This window comes from Shewanella sp. GutDb-MelDb, from assembly GCF_002836075.1.
GTDB lineage: Bacteria > Pseudomonadota > Gammaproteobacteria > Enterobacterales > Shewanellaceae > Shewanella.
Window position 1 is genome coordinate 1 of the sequence record NZ_PJBM01000047.1, and the last position, 2660, is coordinate 2660.

1 protein-coding gene and 1 pseudogene are annotated in these 2660 nt (G+C 45.3%); one reads left to right on the forward strand and one right to left on the reverse strand.

Going from position 1 to position 2660, the window contains the following annotated elements:
- Nucleotides 1-71 precede the first annotated feature (71 nt).
- Nucleotides 72-2312: a S9 family peptidase gene (locus tag CXF82_RS01040; protein WP_102043527.1), complete on the reverse strand. Its 2241-nt coding sequence runs from the start codon at nt 2310-2312 to the stop codon at nt 72-74.
- A 227-nt stretch (nt 2313-2539) separates the two neighbouring features.
- Here CXF82_RS01040 and CXF82_RS01045 point away from each other — a divergent pair.
- Nucleotides 2540-2660: pseudogene (locus CXF82_RS01045) on the forward strand (fructose-bisphosphatase class I); the annotation flags it as partial.

The window sequence follows — 2660 nt, forward strand, 5'->3', positions numbered from 1 at the left end:
TCTTTAGTTAATAAAATATAGGCAAAGAGTCATAAAAAACCTCCATGCCTATTTTTAACTTAGCGATAGTACTATTTCAATTCACGCTCTAAGAAGTCAGCTAAAGAACGATATAAGTGCACTCTAACCTTCTCGCCGCGCATAGAGTGTTTTGAACCAGGGTAATCAATCATCTGGAATAGCTTACCTTCATCTTGTAGAGCTTTATAAACTCGAGTGCTATTTTCAAATAGTACATTGTCATCTGCCATACCGTGGTACATCAGCAGTCCAGACTCGTAGCCTTTCACATACGGCAATACACTGCTCGCCTCATACCCTTTAGCATTCGTCTCTGGGTGGCTAAGATAACGCTCGGTGTAATGCGTATCGTACAGTGACCAATCAGACACTGGCGCTCCGGAGATAGCCGCTTTAAAGTAGTCTGGCGCTTTAAACAAGCTCATTAATGCCATATAACCGCCATAGCTATGGCCGTAGATAGCAATATTGTCGCCATCAACAAAAGGCAAACTGCGAAGGTAATCGACCCCCACCTTCTGGTCGTTCACTTCAGCATCACCTAACTGCTTATAGATGACATACTCAAACTTAGTACCACGATGAGCTGAACCGCGGTTATCCAGTTGATAAACGATAAAACCCTGCTGCAGTAGGTGTTGAGTAAAGTAATCTTGATGACTCCAACTGTTTGTCACCAGTTGAGCATGTGGGCCGCCATAAACACGCACCACCACTGGATATTTCTTACTGGCATCAAAATGGGTTGGCTTAAACATTCTATATTGCAATGCTTGACCATCTTCAGCGGTTAACTCACCAAACTCCGGTACTTGCCATAAACCAAAGTAGTCATACAGCGGATGTCCTGGCTTGACTTCGTTTTGCTCTACCCAAGCAAGGCGCTTGCCAGAATCGTCATGTAAGCTCACCTGAGGTGGTTGCGATAAACTACTGAAATAGTCCAAGTAGACAGGTTGATTGTCAGCAAACACCGTTGAGTGCATACCAGAACGAGTACTGATTGGCTCGACCTTGCCACCCGCAATAGCGACGCGGTATAACTGCTTCTCAGTCACTTTAGTTTGGCGGCCAGTAAAGTAAACTTGGCCCGCTTTTTCATCGATAAACTCGACGTCATCAACCGCCCACTCCCCCTTGGTGAGTTGACGAATAACGTTGCCATCCAGTCCAATCAAATAAAGGTGGTTAAATCCATCACGCTCAGATGCCCAGATAAAGGCTTTTTGTTGCTTTAAAAAGTGCAGATCATCATTGAGATTAACCCAAGCTTGGCTGCGCTCTTGCACTAAGTTTTTATTGCGCTTGATGTCATCAATATTGACCACTCTTAAATCGAGTGATTGTTGATCACGACTTTGCCATTGGTACGACAACTGCTTGCTATCAGGTAACCACTTAACCCGCGGCAGGTAGATATCTGTCTCTTTACCTAAATCAACCCAAGCGACCTTTTTGTCATTAAGCGACACTACGCCAAGTTCAATTTTAACGTTGTTTTTACCCGCATAAGGGTAACGTTGCTCAGTCAGCTTGATGCCATCTGCATAAATTTCATTGCGCGTCACCAGCTCCACGCCAGACTCATCAATGCGGGTATAAGCAATCGCCGACTCATCAGGCGACCACCAATAGCCTGTCATACGGCCCATCTCTTCTTGAGCGACAAATTCAGCCATGGCATTTTTGATTGCCCCGCCGCCATCGGTTGTTAGCGCAGTCACTTTCTCGGTTTTGAGATCAAGCACATACAGGTTTTGCTCACGCACAAAAGAGACCAAATTGCCCTTAGGAGACAACCTCGCATCCGTTGCAAAGCCTTCACCGGTATTAAGCAGTTTGACTTGGTTACTATTAACGGAGAAATAATACAGCAGGCCTGATGCTGGAATAAGGATAGCTTGGCTATCATCGGCCCAGAAGTACTCCATGATCCCTTGCCCATAGATGCGTTGGCGCTCTCGGCGTGCTTTTTCTTCATCCGATAACTCGCCCGCTACCAGCTTGTCAGCATCAAGCAATAAACTCTGCTTACCGCTGGCCACATCCATCTGCCATAGGTCATAAAGGTGTTGATCATCTTTACGACCCGCTAAATAGGTTACCCGCTTACCGTCTGGCGATAACTTAAGTCCACGAGGACTGGTGCCCGCAAGTGCAGGAGAAGCATACATACGTTCGATAGTGAGCGGGGTATCACCGCCCGCTAATGCTGTAGATTGTGCAACTGCTGTCGATGCCATCACCATAGGGAGAGTAGCAAGCAGCAAGTTCATCCAATTTTTTTTCATTATTATTCCTTGGATAACACGTTGTTAAAACGTGCTTTGACTGAAAATTCGCCTACATTGTGCCTCAATCATCACTAAAACAAAAACAATGCACACAATATGCACAGGCGCGTGTGCTTTACAGCTGAAAAAACTGCCATTCTCAGGTATCATCGCCGACAATAATAAGTTTAAACCCTCAAATCTCTAACTCAATTTAGTGTGATTAAATTGTCATAGGAAACAACATGCAGACTCTGGCTGAAAACCTGACATCGCAAGCGATTTCTCCCTCTCTTGAAAAACTGATCCTGACCTTAGCTGAAACCTCAATCGAGATCAGCCATGCCGTTCGCCACGGTGCTTTAG